This is a genomic window from Acidiphilium iwatense (assembly GCF_021556475.1).
Classification (GTDB): domain Bacteria; phylum Pseudomonadota; class Alphaproteobacteria; order Acetobacterales; family Acetobacteraceae; genus Acidiphilium; species Acidiphilium iwatense.
In genome coordinates, this window is the sequence record NZ_JAKGBZ010000039.1 from 1 (window position 1) to 15134 (window position 15134).

The following is a 15134-nucleotide window of genomic DNA, read 5'->3' on the forward strand; positions in this document are numbered from 1 at the left end:
ACGTGATTCGCTGCCTTGCGTGTTCGATTCGAGACCCACCACCCGCCTCCACGAGTCAGAATCTCTACCCACTCACACGCGTCAACGAATCGCTGCAAGAATTTTGTGACACAGTAAGATTAGGGAGCCGTACTCGTCACAAATTTTAACCAGGCATGAATCTATTTGATTTTTGAGAGTGGCGTAATAAACAGGAACCGCAGAGATCAATTTCTCCAAAATCAATCTTTCGATTTCAGTTAAACCCCTCATATCATTACTCATTTTCCATCTCCGTAATATTTACAACGGATGTCATTATGGTTTCGGATAATAGGTTCCAATATTTAATGACCCGTTTGGAAGTGGGTAAGCTCTGTATTCGTAATTTTCAGTGTCGATAAAAATGCTCCATGAACTCTCCCTCAATTATAACGTGATCACTCCCGATGCGGTTGAACAAGCAAGCAAATTTTCTGTATAACCTCGCTTAATTGATCACTGAAAATATTTTTCATCAAGCGGTATATTTCTTGTTTTCCGCATAAGAATATCTATTTGATAATAAAAAAGATTAAAAAAAACACAAACTCCTTGAAGCTTCCCCAGAATTCCAAAATTGTTAAATAACAAGACATGTGCCAAATCTTTTTTAGCCCACACATTTCCCATCTTAGCTGCAATTTCTAGCAGTTCACGGGCCTTTCGATAATCTTTTTTTACATATTCTCCTAAAAGATACATGCTTGCAAGCCGGTATATGGATGGAGCATATCCATCTGTTGCTCCCCAAGAGAAAGCGTCGAAAGCTGAAGAATAGTCACCTATTCTGTCAAATCCCTTTCCAAAAAACAATGATGCTTTACTCAAGTGTGCAGCTTTCGCAAGTTCGTTCCAACGTTTTGCTCTTTCGTGTATGTCATCCAACTCAATACCACGCGCGAACATATCAGAAATATATAAAAGGCTTGCCTTCGACCCCTTGGCTGCAAAACACTCTAGCGCTAAAAAAGATTTGATGCGATCGGTAGACCTCATTCGGTACGCTTCGTTTACCATTGTCAGGTCAGGCTCGCTGCGTAAATCAGAAATTTGCATTTGATTATCCAAATTATCGTTCGTCATTTGGCATTGAAATTGTTTGTTCTGGGGGAGGTAGCACTTGTATTTCTTCTGTCTCTGGTAGTTCGGCATACGGATTAAATTTTGGTACATTGGCTTGGCATATAGAAAAGAGGCATAATGCTTTGAAAGTGAGGCTCCGTAGATCTGCGATTTCTTCCGGGGCGCCATTGAATGGTGAGGCTCCCGGACCGGTTTGCCCGCTTTGGCTGAATGTAGGTCCATACGGCTGGCTTGAATTCCCTCCGATCAGGCTATCATAGAGATTCTGTGTTTCATTGATGGCTGCACCGAATGCAGTATTCACCTGATTGCCGACCCAGTCCAACCCCTGGGCGATCTGGCCGACGACCGGGATGCCGTCAATTCCGCCTTGGCTGCCGTTGTTGTTTCCCGCCTGCGTTGCGCCCCTGAAGAGATAGGTAAAGGCCCCGGTCAAGGCGCCGTTGCCGAATTTGCCGCCGCCGAGGACGGATGCGACTCCGCCCGCAACGCTTTCGGTGACGACGGTATCATAGTTGCCATGGAGGGCAAGTTCGGGTCCGGCAGCGGCGCTGAACCCGGCGGAGACGGTGCTTCGGTGTGAAGGAGATCCAAAGCGGCGAGGAGATCGGCTTCGACGAGGCTGGAGCGATGGACCGGCTTCACGCCGGAGGCCGCACGCGCTTTCGCAGGGTGCGGAAATGTGCCGCATCCATCTTATACAACCGCCGTAGCCTACGACTCACGCCTGACGCCAACTCGTCATTGCGACGGCGAGCTTGCGAGGCGGAAGCAATCCAGCTTTTTCGGGTAAAATACAGAAAAAGTGGGTTACCTCCGCGTCGTTTCCAGCAACCCCTTGGATTGCCGGAACCTTTCGGCGCTCCGCCACGTCGGCGGAGCTGTCCAAGGTTCCATCGGCGTCAGCCGATGGAAAGACAGCGGAGGTTGACGCCTGCTCGCAATGACGGGGTGATGGGCATTGTCCAGGGCGGCCGGTATTACTTCGCGACCATCACGTCCGAGGCCTTGATGACCGCGATCGCGTCTTCACCCGGCTTGAGCGCCAGATCGTCGATTGCCTCGTTCGTGATCGACGCGGTAATGACCACGCCATTGCCGATGTCGAGCTTCACGTGGCCGGTCGTCTGACCCTTCTCCACGCTGAGCAGTTTGCCTTTGATCTGATTGCGCGCGCTGAGTTTCATCATGATTTCGTCTCCAGATCATTGTCTCGAATTAGGGGGGCGCTTCGAGCGATATTTCTCTCAGGCTATATCGAGAACCGGCTGCGGGTGCAATGCAATCGCAAATAAGAAAGACCGATCCGGTCGCCCGGATCGGCCTTCGTCATCCCCGCTATCCGATCAGGCCGAGTAGTACATCTCGAATTCGACCGGGTGGGGCGTGTGCTCGAAGCGGAACACCTCTTCCCATTTCAGATCGATATAGGATTCGATCTGGTCCTTGCTGAACACGTCGCCGGCGAGCAGGAAATCGTGATCGGCGGCGAGCGCGCCCAGCGCTTCGCGCAGGCTGCCGCAGACGGTCGGGATGCCGTGCAGCTCCTCGGGCGGCAGATCGTAGAGGTTCTTGTCTATCGGGTCGCCCGGATGGATCTTGTTCTTGATGCCGTCCAGGCCCGCCATCGCCATGGCGGCGAAGGCGAGATAGGGATTTGCCGTCGGGTCGGGGAAACGCACTTCGACGCGCTTGGCCTTCGGGCTGGTCGCATACGGGATACGGCACGCCGCCGAGCGGTTGCGCGACGAATAGGCGAGCAGAACCGGCGCTTCGAAGCCGGGAATCAGGCGCTTGTAGCTGTTGGTGCTCGGGTTGGTGAAGGCGTTGAGCGCCTTGGCGTGCTTGATGATGCCCCCGATGTAATAGAGGCACATCTCCGACAGGTCGGCATAGCCGTTGCCGGCGAAGAGCGGCTTGCCGCCTTTCCAGATCGACTGATGGGTGTGCATGCCCGAACCGTTATCGGCATAGATCGGCTTGGGCATGAAGGTCGCGGTCTTGCCGTAGGAATGCGCGACGTTGTGGACGCAGTATTTATAGATCTGCATCTGGTCGGCCATTTTCGTCAGCGGACCGAATTTGGTGCCCAATTCGTGCTGCGACTGCGCGACCTCGTGGTGGTGCTTCTCGATCGGCAGGCCCATTTCGCCCATGGTCGCGAGCATTTCGGCGCGCAGATCGCTCTCGGAATCGACCGGCGGCACCGGGAAATAGCCGCCCTTGACCACGGGGCGATGGCCCATATTGCCTTCGGGGTAATCCTTCAGCGAGGCTTGCGGGCCCTCCATGCTGTCGATCTGATAGATGCCGTAATTGCCGCCGGTGCCGAACTTGACCGAATCGAACACGAAGAATTCGGCTTCCGCGCCGATCAGGATGGTATCGCCGACGCCCGACGCCTTCACATAGGCTTCGACCTTCTTCGCGGTCGAGCGCGGATCGCGCGAATAGGAAAGCCCGGTCGAGGGCTCCAGAATGTCGCAGAACAGGATCATCGACGGCTTCGCGGAGAACGGATCCATCACCGCGGTCTCGGCGTCCGGCATCAGAATCATGTCGCTTTCGTTGATCACCTTCCAGCCGGCGATCGAGGAGCCGTCGAACATGATGCCGTCGCGGAACGCATCCTCGTCCATCGTCGAGATGTGCTGGGCGGTGTGCTGCCACTTGCCGCGCGGATCGGTGAACCGGAGGTCGACATATTCGGCGCCGTGCTCCTTCATCATTGCCAGCGCCTTGCTGATTGCGTCGCCGCTACCGGCGGGCTTTTTCGCCATGTTAGTCCTCGCTGCTCGTCAGATTATGATGCCGCACGATGCGGCATCGTGGTTGTTGGTTGGAAATCAGATCGCCGCTTCGCCCTTCTCGCCGGTGCGGATGCGGATCACGTCGTCGATCGATGAGACGAAAATCTTGCCATCGCCGATCCGCCCGGTACGTGCGGCGTTGGTGATCGCCTCGATCGCCCGGTCGGCGACGCTGTCCTCGCAGATCACTTCGATCTTCACCTTGGGCAGAAAATCCACCACATATTCGGCGCCGCGATACAGCTCGGTATGGCCCTTCTGCCGGCCGAACCCCTTGGCTTCCAGCACGGTGATGCCCTGAAGCCCCACCTCGTGCAGGGCTTCCTTGACCTCGTCCAGCTTGAACGGCTTGATGATCGCTTCGATTTTTTTCATCCGGTTCACGCCCGATCCGCGACGGGCCCCTCCTAATTACTGGTTATCGGCGAGCCTATGCGCGCACCAGCCACACGCGGCCGGCGACCTCGTGATGCATGAGCCGTGCCAAATTCCGGCTGCGTGCGGCTTGGCGAGGTTGCCCAACCGATCGGCACGATTTATGCCTAAAATTACGTCATTTTATGCCTAAAATTAAACCAGAGCGACCAAACCCTCTTGCTCTTCCAGGATTGCACGCGATACTGAACGCGCGCAGTTTCAGGAGGGTAAGGACGTGAAATCGCCGAACCAGTTGCTTGACGCCATCGGTACGACGATCTTTACGGTCATGTCGGCCCTGGCGGTGCAGCACGGCGCGATCAATCTCGGCCAGGGTTTCCCCGATACCGACGGCCCGGCCGACATCATCGACGCGGCGGCGAACGCCCTGCGCGATGGGCGCAACCAGTACCCGCCGCTTGCCGGCGTGCCTGAACTGCGCCAGGCGGTTGCTGCCGCCAATGACCGGTTTTACGGGATCAAGGCCGATCCGGGCACGGATATCATCGTCACCTCCGGCGCGACCGAGGCGATCACCGCCTGCCTGATGGCGCTGCTCGATCCCGGTGACGAGGTGGTGCTGATCGAACCGCTCTACGACACCTATCTGCCGGTGGTGAAGCTGCTCGGCGCGGTGCCTCGGCTGGTTCGCCTGAACCCGCCGGACTGGGTGCTGCCGCGCGCCGATCTCGAAGCCGCCTTCGGCCCCAGAACCAAACTTCTGCTCCTCAATTCCCCGATGAACCCGACCGGCAAGGTGTTTTCCGCCGACGAACTCGGCTTCATCGCGGGGCTGCTCGCGCGCCACGACGCCTATGCGGTGTGCGACGAGGTCTATGAGCATCTGATTTTCGACGGCGCGAAGCACATTCCGCTGATGAGCCTGCCGCGGATGCGCGAGCGTTGCGCGCGGATCGGCAGTGCCGGCAAGACCTTCAGCCTCACCGGCTGGAAGGTGGGTTACATTACCGCCCCGCGACACCTCGCCGCGATCATCGCCCGCGCGCATCAGAACCTGACCTTCACCACCCCGCCCAATCTGCAGCGCGCGGTCGCCGTCGGCCTCGCAAAGGACGATGCGTATTTCGAGGGCCTCGCCGCCGATCTCGCGGCCAAACGCGATTGTCTTTCCGCAGGTCTGAGCGCCATTGGTTTTCAGGTGCTGCCGACCGCGGGTTCCTATTTCGTAACCGCGGATTTTTCGCCTTTGGACTTTGCCGGCGATGACACGGCATTCTGCCGCCAAATCACCGAGCACGCCGGCGTCGCGGCGATCCCGGTCTCGGCTTTCTATGCCGGCGAGGCGCCGCGCCATTACGCGCGCTTCGCGTTCTGCAAGCGCGACGATGTGCTCGACGAGGCGATCAGCCGCCTGTCAGCGCATTTTCGCGCGACCGCCCCGCTCCGGGCCGCCGGAGACTGAGAATTCAGCGCAACCCGGCGAGCGGCAGATGCCGGGTTTCCTTGAGGCGTTCCAGCACCAGGGATGAGCACACCTGGGCGACGCTGTCGTGCGGGAGCAGAATGTCATTCACCAGGATGGCGAGGTCGGGCAGGCCCGGAAGTGCTGCCTTGAGCACGTAGTCGGGGTCGCCTGTCATCGCATAGGCTTCCTGGATGACATCAACCCGCGCGACGAGGTCGCGGAAGCGGCTGGCATTGTCCTTCGAATGCTTCGACAGCGACACCTGGATCAGGACGATCATCCCGAAGCCGAGCGCCTCGGCCGATAACCGCGCCTCGTAGCCGCGGATCACGCCCGCCGCTTCCAGCGCGATACGCCGGCGCGAGCATTGCGAGGCGGACAGGCCGACCCGCTCGCCGAGTTGCTGATTGGTCAGCCTTCCGTCCTGCTGAAGGCTGGCGAGCAGGCGCAGGTCGAAGCCGTCGAGATTGATCGATTCGCGCATGATTTTATTTTATTCCGCGTAATCCGTGCATTCAAGTGGTTATGACTCCGCGTTTTGCACACATTATGCTGCGAATTGCGACTATCGTGCGCTGGCGCGTTCGATTTCAGGAGGAGCAGCGAAAAATGGGGCCGTTTCCGCACGACGCCGAGCCTTCGGTGATTTCCGATCAGAATCCGGCTGGCACCGACGGGTTCGGTTTCGTCGAATTCGCCCATCCCGATCCGCGGGCGCTGCACACGCTGTTCTGGACCATGGGGTTCGCCGCCGTCGCCCGGCACCGCACCAAGGCGATCACCCTCTACCGTCAGGGCGACGTGAATTACCTGATCAACGAGGAACCGGACAGCCACGCGACGCGCTTCGCGGCGCAGCACGGCCCCTGCGCGTCATCGATGGCGTTTCGCGTGGTCGATGCCGGCCATGCCTGGCGCCACGCGATCGCCAACGGCACGGAGGCCGCCGACGCGACAAACGGGTCGCTCGCGATGACCGTGCCGGCGATCAAGGGGATCGGCGGCTCGCTGATCTATTTCCTGGACCGTTACGGCGCGCGCGGATCGGCCTTCGAGGATGAATTCATTTGGCTCGATGACGCCGACCCGCGACCGGAGGGGCAAGGGCTCCATTACATCGACCACCTCACCCATAATGTCGGGCGCGGCCGGATGGATGTGTGGTCCGGCTTCTACGAGCGGATCTTCAATTTCCGGGAAATTCGCTATTTCGACATCAAGGGCGAATATACCGGCTTGTTTTCCCGCGCGCTGACCAGCCCGGACGGCAAGATCCGGATTCCGATCAACGAATCCGCCGACGAGACCAGCCAGATCGCGGAATATCTCCACCAGTACAAGGGAGAAGGCATTCAGCACATCGCCTGCGGCTGCCACGACATTCATGCGAGCGTGGAAGCGCTGCGGATGCGCGGGCTTGCCTTCATGCCGGCACCGCCCGCGACCTATTATGAACGCGTGGACGCGCGAGTGCCGGGCCACGGCGAGGATCTCGCGCGGCTTGAGCACAACGGCATCCTGATCGATGGCGAGGGCGCGGTTGCCGCCGGGGCCGCGGAAGGGCGGATGACCAAGGTGCTGCTGCAGATTTTTTCAGCAACCGTGGTCGGGCCGATCTTTTTCGAGTTCATCCAGCGCAAGGGCGACGAGGGTTTCGGCGAAGGCAATTTCCGCGCTTTGTTCCTGTCGATCGAGGAAGATCAGTTCCGGCGCGGCGTGCTGGCCCGTCCGGCTGCCTGAGTGTGCCGTCGCACCGTTCGTGCGACCTACTCCTCAAAGCGACCCGTAGCGTCACGATCACGGTCATATCGTCTCGTGAGTGGAAACGGCGGCAACCAGGACTCGCGACGGACGATCCAGCTTTCGTGGGTTGGCATCAACTGATCCGGGGCATCCAGAGATCCCAGGTTCATTTCGATTTCGTCTGCGCTACGTGCAAAAACAGACGAGCCGCAGCGGGGACAGAAAAACCGCCCGGCGTAGTCACGTGTTTCACCATCGATCGTCACCGCATCCTGAGGGAACACCGCAGAAGCGTGAAAAAGGGCTCCATGATGCTTGCGACAGTCGAGGCAATGACAAAAGCCGACCCGGTATGGGAGTCCCGACGCCACAATTCGGACATTGCCGCACAGGCAACCGCCGATGAATCGGTCCATGCTTCGTCTCCTCTAAATGTCTGTCCAGACCGCAAATCAAACATATGACAAGACACTTGGCCCGCTATCCGCTTTCTTGAAAAACTCCGAGAACCTTTTCTGAATTCAGCCCGCGTCCCTGACCTCGGCGCTGGCGATCGCCAGCGCCATCGCCAGCGCCATGGTGGCCGAAAGCGACCGGAACGCACCGAGATCGGCCTCGATGACTTCGAGCCGTACCCGCGCTTCCGCCGAGACCGGGCTGAACACCGAATCGGTGATCGCGATGATCGCCGCGCCACGCCCCGCCGCGAACCGGACGAGATCGATGGTCGATGGCGTATAAGGGTTGAAGCTGATCGCGATCAGCGTGTCGGCCGGGCCGATCCGGCCTGCCTGGACATCGGCCATGCTGCCGATATTGTCGAGCAGAATGGCGGGGAAATCGAGTTTGCCGAGCGCATAGGCGAGATAGGACGCGACCGGAAAGGCGCGCCGCTGGCCGAGAATATAGACATGGGCGGCACGGGCGAGCAGCGCCGAAGCCGCATCGAACTCGCCGGGGATGATGGTGCGGCCGAGATCGGCGACCGAACGGGCGGCGGTGTCGATGAAACGGTCGAGAATGCGCGCGGGCTCGGCGCCGCTTTCGTCCTTCACCCTGGCGAGCCGCTCGCGATAATCCGGCCAGCGGTCGCGCAACTGCGCGCGGAACACGCTCTGCAATTCGGAAAACCCGGAATAGCCGAGGCTCTGGGCGAAACGCACCAGGGTTGACGGCTGCACGCCGGCCGCCTCGGCGAGTTCGGCCACCGTTGAAAGCGCCATCCGGTCCGGATGGTCGAGCGCGTGGCGGGCAACCTGGGCCAGGCGCTTCGGCATGGCGTCGTGCCGCGCCAGGATTTTACTGCGCAACGCTTCGAAGTCGCGCGGGGGTTCGGCGTCTTGGGTTACGTCATCCATCAGCGAAATAGAATGAATTTTCCAGAAATGGTCAAGGGGTTGCATCTCGATTCAGAATAAATTTTCCACTATTGCATAATATTCGAATTTGATGTTTCATATTGCCGAACCGAAAACCAGATCGGGGGGACGGAAACGCGATGGCAACGCTGAGACTGACCGCTGCCCAGGCACTGGTGCGCTATCTTGCCGCCCAGCGCATCGCGATCGGCGACGAGGTTGTGCCTCTGTTCGGCGGGGTCTGGGCAATTTTCGGTCACGGCAATGTCGCCGGCCTCGGCGAGGCGCTGTTTGCCGCGCGTGAGACCCTGCCCACCTTTCGCGCCCACAACGAGCAGGCGATGGCCCATGCCGCCATCGCCTACGCCAAGGCTCATAAGCGCCGCCGCATGATGGCCTGCACCAGTTCGATCGGGCCGGGTGCGCTCAACATGGTGACGGCGGCGGCCCTCGCCCATGTCAACCGGCTGCCGGTGCTTCTGCTGCCGGGCGACGTGTTCGCCTCCCGCCGGCCCGATCCGGTGCTGCAGCAGGTCGAGGATTTCGGCGACGCCACGGTTTCCGCCAATGACTGCTTTCGGCCGGTGTCGCGATATTTCGACCGGATCACCCGGCCCGAGCAACTGCTCGCCGCGCTGCCCCGCGCGCTCGACGTGCTGACCGATCCCGTGGAGTGCGGGCCGGTGACGCTCGCCTTCTGCCAGGATGTGCAAACGGAAGCCTTCGATTATCCAGAAATGCTTTTCGAGGAACGGGTTCGGCGCATCCGCGCGCCGGAGCCTGACGCGCGCGAAATTGAAGACGCCGTGCGTCTGTTAGAGAACGCGAAGCGCCCACTGATCATCGCGGGCGGCGGCGCTCATTATGCCGGCGCGTGCGGCGCTCTGACGGATTTCGCAGAACGGCATGGGATTCCAGTCGCCGAGACCCAGGCAGGCAAGGGCGCGTTGCAGTTCGACCACCCGTGCAATGCCGGGTCGGTCGGCGTGACCGGCAGCGCCGCCGCAAACACGCTTGCCGCCGAGGCCGACCTGATCCTCGCGATCGGCACGCGCCTGCAGGATTTCACCACGGGGTCGCGCGCCTTGTTCGCGGCACAGGGGCGCCGCATCCTGCATCTCAACGTGGCCGCGCGCGACGCGGAAAAACACGGCGGCGTTCCGTTGGTGGCCGATGCGGCGCGGGGCCTTGCCGCACTCGATGCCGCGATCGGGCTGTGGTGCGCACCGCCGGATTGGCGGGACCGTGCCGAGGCGTTACGCCGCGACTGGCACGACGCCGTCGCCCGCGCGACCGCTCCCACTAACACGCAACCACCGTCAGACGCCGAGGTGATCGGCGTGGTCGACCGTGTGCTGGGCGAGACCGCGACCGTGGTTTGCGCAGCCGGCGGCCTGCCCGGCGAATTGCATAAATTATGGCGCGCGCGCGGGCCGAATTCCTATCATGTGGAATACGGATTTTCCTGCATGGGCTATGAAATCGCCGGTGCTCTCGGCGTCAAGCTCGCGCTGCCGGATCGCGACGTCGTTGTCATGGTCGGCGACGGTTCGTATCTCATGCTGAATTCTGAAATCGCGACATCGGTGGCGATGGGGTTGAAACTGATTATCGTCGTGCTCGACAATCGCGGTTTCGGCTGCATCAATCGGCTGCAGCAAGCGACTGGCGGTGCGCCGTTCAACAATCTGCTTGCCGACGCGCACCATGTCGCGGAGGTGCCGATCGATTTCGTGAGGCACGCCGAATCCCTTGGTGCGGTAGCGGAAAAAGCCGACGACCTCGCGGCACTCGATGCCGCACTCGGCCGCGCGCGTCTGGCGGATCGGACCGCCGTGGTCGTGATCGACACCGATCCCGCGAAAACGACGGAGGCCGGCGGTGCGTGGTGGGACGTCGCGGTGCCGGAGGTCTCGTCCCGCGCCGAGGTCGGGGACGCGCGCCGCCGCTATGAGAGCGCGATCGAACATCAGAGCCTTGTTTGAGGAATGAATAGCGTGATCAACATCGGCACCAACCCGATCGCCTGGAGCAACGATGACTTGCCCGAACTCGGCGGCGCGACGCCGCTGGAAGACTGCCTCGCACAGGCACGGCAGGCTGGCTACGCAGGCATCGAGCGCGGCCACAAATTTCCCAATGATCCCACAAGTCTTCGCGAAACACTGGCGCGCCACGGGTTGCGCTTCGTCTCCGGCTGGTATAGCGGGCGGCTGCGCGAACATGACGCCGACGCCGAGATTGCCGCGATGGCGACGCATCTCGATCTACTCGCGAAAAACGATGCGCCGGTGCTGATCTATGCCGAAACCACCGGCTGTATCCATGGCGATCGTTCCGCGCCGCTTTCGCGCGGGCCACGCATGGCGCCGGATGACTGGCCGCGCTTTTGCGCGCGGCTGAACCGTGTCGCCGCGCATTGCGCCGAGCGTGGCGTGGCGCTTGTCGTGCACCACCACATGGGCACGGCGATCGAGACCGGCGACAACATCGCGCGCCTGATGGACGGCACCGACGATACCGTCGGTCTGCTGCTCGATTCCGGCCATGCGACGTTCGCCGGCATCGATCCCACGCAACTCGCGGCAGACTACGCCACGCGCATCCGTCATGTGCATTGCAAGGACATCCGGCGCGAGGTATTTTCCCGCGCCCGTGCCGGCGACTGGAGTTTTCTCGATTCAGTCATCGCCGGCGTGTTCACCGTTCCCGGCGACGGTTTCATCGATTTCCCGGCGATGCTCGCGGCACTCGCCGCCGCCGACTATGCGGGCTGGATGGTGGTCGAGGCCGAACAGGACCCAGCGCGCGCTGAACCGCTTCACTACGCGCGCATGGGCTATGACAACCTGTCCGCCATGCTCCGTGAAGCCGGGTTCGCCATCGCCGATCCGTTGCCGATACCACCCACGAAAGAGATTCTGTCATGAAAACCCTTGGCCATTTCATCAATAATCGCCGCGTCGATGGTGCCGGCACGCGCCGGCTGCCGGTTTATGACCCGGCGATCGGCGCCCAGGCCGCCGAAGTCGCGGTCGCCACCCCGGCCGAGATCGAAAGCGCGATCGCGTCGGCCCGTGCGGCATTCCCGGCCTGGGCGGCGACGCCACCGCTGCGCCGCGCGCGGGTGATGTTCAAGTTCAAGGAATTGATCGAGCGCCACAAGGATGAACTCGCGCGACTGATCACCAGCGAGCATGGCAAGGTGCTCTCCGATGCCGGCGGCGAGGTTACGCGCGGCATGGAAGTTGTCGAATTCGCCTGCGGAATCCCCGATCTGCTCAAAGGCGAATACTCGCGCAATGTCGGCACCAATGTTGACAGCTACACGATCCGCGCGCCGCTCGGCGTGGTCGCTGGCATCACCCCGTTCAACTTTCCGGCGATGGTGCCGCTCTGGATGTTTCCCGTCGCCATCGCCTGCGGCAATTGCTTCATCCTCAAGGTTTCCGAAAAAGTTCCGTCCACCGCCCTGCGACTCGCCGAACTGCTCGCCGAAGCGGGCCTGCCCGAGGGCGTGTTCAACGTGGTCAATGGCGATCGCGCGGTGGTCGATGCGCTGCTGACCGATCCGCGTATCGCGGCGATCAGCTTCGTCGGTTCCACGCCGGTCGCCGAACACATTTTCACCACCGCCTCCGCGCACGGCAAGCGCGTGCAGGCGCTGGGGGGTGCAAAAAACCATCTGGTGGTCATGCCCGACGCCGATCTCGATCAGGCGGTCGATGCGCTGGTCGGTGCGGCCTATGGTTCGGCGGGCGAGCGCTGCATGGCGATCTCGGTCGCCGTGGCTGTCGGCGATATCGCCGATCCGCTGATCGAACAGCTCGCCAAACGGGCGCGGGCGCTGAAGATCGGGCCGGGCACCGACTCTGAAGCCGAGATGGGGCCGCTGGTCTCGCGGGAACACAAGGCGCGCGTCGAATCCTATATCGAGGCCGGAATCGCCGAACGCGCCAAACTCGTCGTTGACGGGCGCGGCCTGAAACTTCAGGGCCATGAGGGTGGCTATTTCGTCGGCCCCACACTGTTCGATCATGTCCGACCCGGCATGAAGATCCATCGCGAGGAAATTTTCGGACCGGTCCTGTCGGTGGTGCGCGAAACCAGTTTCGACACCGCCGTCCGCATCATCAACGAGCACGAATTCGGCAACGGCACCTCGATCTTCACCCGCGACGGCGATGCCGCACGGAGCTTCGCCGATGCGATCGAGGTGGGCATGGTCGGGATCAACGTGCCGATCCCGGTGCCGATGGCGTTCCATTCTTTCGGTGGCTGGAAGCGCTCGATCTTCGGCGATCACGGCGTGCATGGGCGCGAGGGCGTGCATTTCTACACCAAGCTGAAAACCATGACCTCGCGCTGGCCCACCGGAATCCGCGCTGGTGCGGAGTTTGCCATGCCGACGATGCGTTAGAGATGGCAAAAGATATGCGCATGACCGATCGCACAATCAATATCTGCATGATCGGTCACGGCATGATGGGAACCTGGCACTCCGAGGCGCTCCGCGATCATTCGGACTGTGTGCTACATACGATTGCCGGCAAGGACCAGGAAGAAGTCCAGGGTTTCGCCCGGCGGTTCGGATACCGGTCCGCAAGCACTGATTTTGCCGCATCGATCGCCGATCCCGCGATCGATGCGGTGATCGTCGCGAGTCCGAGCGAGGATCATGCCCGGATGACGAAGGCAGCGATCGAGGCACGCAAACCGGTTCTCGTCGAAATTCCGCTCGCGATGACGCTGGAATCTTGCGAAAATCTTGTCCTTGCCGCGGAGGATGCGGGTGTGACGCTCGCCGTCTGTCATCCAATGCGGTTCCGTGCCTGCCGCGTACCGCTGATTGCCCGCGTCGCGGCGTGCGAGGAGCGTGTGCTTCACGTCCATGGACGGTTCTTTATCCATCGTCTGGTCAATATCGGCGCGACCGGGATTCGTCGCACCTGGACCGATAACATCCTTTGGCATCACACCACGCATCTTGTCGATTTTGGCCTGTTCGTCGCGGGTGGCGGTGATCCGCACGCGGCTGAGCGGCGGATTCGGCGCGTCGAAGGATTCATGCCTGATATCGATTCCCAGACCGGAATTCCGATGGAAATCGCGGTAATCATCGAAACCAAGGACGGTTGTACCATCGCGGCGACGGGTTCCTATCACGCGCGCGAGCGGATTTATGAGATGATGACGGTGACCGGACGCGATTCCTACAGGGTGGATGAAATCGCCGCCACGATGACCACGGGAGGCGGCACGCAGGCGATCGAGACCGAGCAGGAGAATGCCTGGCGCGTCGCGCGTGATTTCGTCGATGCGCTGCGCGAAAACCGTTCGCCTTTCGTGACCGGACGCTCGGTTCTGCCGGCAATGCGCGTTCTCGACCGGGTGCAGCAGGACTGGGACACGCGTTATGGTGCGCGCTCTTTGCCGGGTCGCCCCCTCGATTCATTTGCCACACCCTGAGAAACAACGAGGAGCAAAATCATGTCGCTCAATGCCATCTGGTCCGAGGGACGCGCTGCGCTGAACGGCTGGTTGTCCATCCCCGATGGTTTCGCCTCCGAGGTGATGGCGCACCAGGGCTGGGACACGCTGACCATCGACATGCAGCACGGCATCGTTGACTACGCCTATGCGGTGCGGATGCTGACAGCGATTTCGACCACGCAGGTCGTGCCGATCGTGCGCGTGCCGTGGCTCGACCCCGGTATCGTGATGAAGGTTCTGGATGCCGGCGTGCTCGGCGTGATCTGCCCGATGATCAATTCCGCCGAGGACGCCGAGATTTTCACGAGCGCCCTGCGCTACGCGCCGCGCGGGCGACGCAGTTTCGGCCCGATCCGCGCGAACCTTGCCCATGGCGCCGATTACCCGAAACGCGCCGACGATCTCGTCACCGGCTTTGCGATGATCGAAACCCGAGCGGCCCTCGATGCGCTGGATGCAATTCTCGCGGTGCCGGAACTGGATGCGATCTATATCGGGCCGGCAGATCTCGCGCTGTCGCTCGGCGCCGAGCCGCGATTCGATCCGGTTGATCCGGTGGTAACCGGACCGATCGAGCACATCCTCGCGCGTGCCAAGCATCACGGCAAGCGGGCCGGCATCCATACCGGCTCGGCTTCCTATGCCCGCGCCATGGTTGAAAAAGGCTTCGATTTCGTCACCATCGGGTCGGACGCACGGTTCATGGCGGCGGGCGCCGCGCGCGCCGTGGCCGATTTCCGTAATGTCGGCAACGACGTGAAGATCGCTTATTGAGATGGTGGA

General features: G+C 61.0%; 15 protein-coding genes. 7 read left to right on the forward strand and 8 right to left on the reverse strand.

Going from position 1 to position 15134, the window contains the following annotated elements; all coding sequences use genetic code 11:
• Positions 1-477: 477 nt before the first annotated feature.
• The 5 genes from L2A60_RS15670 to L2A60_RS15690 form a co-directional block, all read right to left on the reverse strand.
• On the reverse strand, positions 478-1104 hold the full coding sequence (locus L2A60_RS15670; protein ID WP_235705387.1) for a tetratricopeptide repeat protein: 627 nt from the start codon (positions 1102-1104) through the stop codon (positions 478-480).
• Complete coding sequence (locus tag L2A60_RS15675) at positions 1091-1540, reverse strand: hypothetical protein (protein WP_235705388.1); 450 nt, start codon at positions 1538-1540, stop codon at positions 1091-1093. Before L2A60_RS15675 ends, L2A60_RS15670 begins: the two co-directional genes overlap by 14 nt.
• A 544-nt stretch (positions 1541-2084) precedes the next feature.
• A complete protein-coding gene (locus L2A60_RS15680) occupies positions 2085-2291 on the reverse strand; it encodes a TOBE domain-containing protein (RefSeq protein WP_235705418.1) in 207 nt (68 codons plus the stop codon).
• A 159-nt stretch (positions 2292-2450) separates the two neighbouring features.
• Complete coding sequence (gene glnA / locus L2A60_RS15685; protein WP_235705389.1) at positions 2451-3884, reverse strand: type I glutamate--ammonia ligase; 1434 nt, start codon at positions 3882-3884, stop codon at positions 2451-2453.
• 66 nt (positions 3885-3950) lie between these two features.
• Positions 3951-4289, reverse strand: coding sequence for a P-II family nitrogen regulator (locus L2A60_RS15690; protein WP_235705390.1), 339 nt, complete (start codon positions 4287-4289; stop codon positions 3951-3953).
• A 277-nt stretch (positions 4290-4566) separates the two neighbouring features.
• On the opposite strand from L2A60_RS15690, the gene L2A60_RS15695 reads away from it, so the two are divergent.
• Positions 4567-5754: an aminotransferase gene (locus L2A60_RS15695; RefSeq protein ID WP_235705391.1), complete on the forward strand. Its 1188-nt coding sequence runs from the start codon at positions 4567-4569 to the stop codon at positions 5752-5754.
• 4 nt (positions 5755-5758) lie between these two features.
• Here the strand turns inward: L2A60_RS15695 and L2A60_RS15700 are convergent, their stop codons facing one another.
• Positions 5759-6241, reverse strand: a complete 483-nt coding sequence (locus L2A60_RS15700; RefSeq protein ID WP_235705392.1) for an Lrp/AsnC family transcriptional regulator — start codon at positions 6239-6241, stop codon at positions 5759-5761.
• 125 nt (positions 6242-6366) lie between these two features.
• On the opposite strand from L2A60_RS15700, the gene hppD reads away from it, so the two are divergent.
• On the forward strand, positions 6367-7497 hold the full coding sequence (gene hppD / locus L2A60_RS15705; protein ID WP_235705393.1) for a 4-hydroxyphenylpyruvate dioxygenase: 1131 nt from the start codon (positions 6367-6369) through the stop codon (positions 7495-7497).
• A 26-nt stretch (positions 7498-7523) separates the two neighbouring features.
• Here the strand turns inward: hppD and L2A60_RS15710 are convergent, their stop codons facing one another.
• Together L2A60_RS15710 and L2A60_RS15715 are read right to left on the reverse strand one after the other, a co-directional pair.
• Positions 7524-7916 (reverse strand): GFA family protein, encoded by a 393-nt coding sequence (locus L2A60_RS15710; protein ID WP_235705394.1) that lies wholly within the window; start codon positions 7914-7916, stop codon positions 7524-7526.
• A 105-nt stretch (positions 7917-8021) separates the two neighbouring features.
• A complete protein-coding gene (locus L2A60_RS15715; protein WP_235705395.1) occupies positions 8022-8858 on the reverse strand; it encodes a MurR/RpiR family transcriptional regulator in 837 nt (278 codons plus the stop codon).
• A gap of 140 nt (positions 8859-8998) precedes the next feature.
• Here L2A60_RS15715 and iolD point away from each other — a divergent pair, with 140 nt between their 5' ends.
• Genes iolD through L2A60_RS15740 form a run of 5 tightly spaced genes read left to right on the forward strand, consistent with a single transcriptional unit; the run spans position 8999 to position 15125 of the window.
• Positions 8999-10843, forward strand: coding sequence for a 3D-(3,5/4)-trihydroxycyclohexane-1,2-dione acylhydrolase (decyclizing) (iolD, locus tag L2A60_RS15720; protein ID WP_235705396.1), 1845 nt, complete (start codon positions 8999-9001; stop codon positions 10841-10843).
• 3 nt (positions 10844-10846) lie between these two features.
• Positions 10847-11788, forward strand: coding sequence for a myo-inosose-2 dehydratase (iolE, locus tag L2A60_RS15725; protein WP_235705397.1), 942 nt, complete (start codon positions 10847-10849; stop codon positions 11786-11788).
• On the forward strand, positions 11785-13278 hold the full coding sequence (locus tag L2A60_RS15730) for a CoA-acylating methylmalonate-semialdehyde dehydrogenase (protein WP_235705398.1): 1494 nt from the start codon (positions 11785-11787) through the stop codon (positions 13276-13278). Before iolE ends, L2A60_RS15730 begins: the two co-directional genes overlap by 4 nt.
• Positions 13279-13298: 20 nt before the next feature.
• The gene (locus tag L2A60_RS15735) at positions 13299-14327 is read left to right on the forward strand and encodes a Gfo/Idh/MocA family protein (RefSeq protein WP_235705399.1); all 1029 of its coding nucleotides are present in this window, start codon (positions 13299-13301) and stop codon (positions 14325-14327) included.
• A 21-nt stretch (positions 14328-14348) separates the two neighbouring features.
• Positions 14349-15125: an HpcH/HpaI aldolase family protein gene (locus L2A60_RS15740; protein ID WP_235705400.1), complete on the forward strand. Its 777-nt coding sequence runs from the start codon at positions 14349-14351 to the stop codon at positions 15123-15125.
• The last annotated feature ends 9 nt before the right edge of the window (positions 15126-15134 follow it).

Coding starts and splice junctions, on each gene's coding strand:
- iolE (WP_235705397.1), top strand. CDS start 10,847: ATGAATAGCGTGATCAACATCGGCACCAACCCGATCGCCTGGAGCAAC.
- iolD (WP_235705396.1), top strand. CDS start 8,999: ATGGCAACGCTGAGACTGACCGCTGCCCAGGCACTGGTGCGCTATCTT.
- hppD (WP_235705393.1), top strand. CDS start 6,367: ATGGGGCCGTTTCCGCACGACGCCGAGCCTTCGGTGATTTCCGATCAG.
- glnA (WP_235705389.1), bottom strand. CDS start 3,884: ATGGCGAAAAAGCCCGCCGGTAGCGGCGACGCAATCAGCAAGGCGCTG.
- L2A60_RS15700 (WP_235705392.1), bottom strand. CDS start 6,241: ATGCGCGAATCGATCAATCTCGACGGCTTCGACCTGCGCCTGCTCGCC.
- L2A60_RS15735 (WP_235705399.1), top strand. CDS start 13,299: ATGACCGATCGCACAATCAATATCTGCATGATCGGTCACGGCATGATG.
- L2A60_RS15730 (WP_235705398.1), top strand. CDS start 11,785: ATGAAAACCCTTGGCCATTTCATCAATAATCGCCGCGTCGATGGTGCC.
- L2A60_RS15710 (WP_235705394.1), bottom strand. CDS start 7,916: ATGGACCGATTCATCGGCGGTTGCCTGTGCGGCAATGTCCGAATTGTG.
- L2A60_RS15740 (WP_235705400.1), top strand. CDS start 14,349: ATGTCGCTCAATGCCATCTGGTCCGAGGGACGCGCTGCGCTGAACGGC.
- L2A60_RS15670 (WP_235705387.1), bottom strand. CDS start 1,104: ATGACGAACGATAATTTGGATAATCAAATGCAAATTTCTGATTTACGC.
- L2A60_RS15680 (WP_235705418.1), bottom strand. CDS start 2,291: ATGAAACTCAGCGCGCGCAATCAGATCAAAGGCAAACTGCTCAGCGTG.
- L2A60_RS15715 (WP_235705395.1), bottom strand. CDS start 8,858: ATGGATGACGTAACCCAAGACGCCGAACCCCCGCGCGACTTCGAAGCG.
- L2A60_RS15690 (WP_235705390.1), bottom strand. CDS start 4,289: ATGAAAAAAATCGAAGCGATCATCAAGCCGTTCAAGCTGGACGAGGTC.